Annotated in this window: 1 protein-coding gene; it reads left to right on the plus strand. The window is 41.1% G+C overall.

The window, feature by feature from the left end; translation table 11 throughout:
• A partial coding sequence (locus tag AC1UFB_RS20280; RefSeq protein WP_482589950.1) for an IS110 family transposase occupies positions 1–530 on the plus strand: 530 nt, incomplete at both ends.

The raw sequence follows: 530 nt of genomic DNA on the forward strand, positions 1-530 counted from the left end.
CCGAGAATACACTCGTAGTAGGAATTGACATTGCCAAGCGAAAACATTTTGCTTGCTTTGTAGATGATCGTGGTCGGGTGCTCCAAAAATCTTTCCCAGTATTACAGTCTAGTGATGGCTTCCAGTGTTTTTATCAACGTATTTTAACTGCAATGAAAGAATACGAAAAAACGGAAGTCATTGTCGGGATTGAACCAACAGGCCATTACTGGCTAAATTTAGCTTATTTCCTTGAGGAACGGGGTATTCCCCTAGTCATGACCAACCCTTTGCACGTTAAAAAGTCAAAGGAATTGGATGACAATTTACCAACCAAACATGACCGTAAAGATGCGCTAGTAATCGCTCGTCTTATTAAAGATGGACGCTTCAGTTATCCACGTATCTTGAAAGACATGGAGGCTGAACTTCGTGTTGGATCAACGTTTAGAGGGAAATTGACAGAGGAACTTAGTGCTGTCAAAAACATGATTATTCGCTGGTTAGATCGCTATTTTCCTGAGTTCACTCAGATCTTCCCGTCATTTGGA

This window comes from Priestia sp. KCTC 13724, from assembly GCF_056820425.1.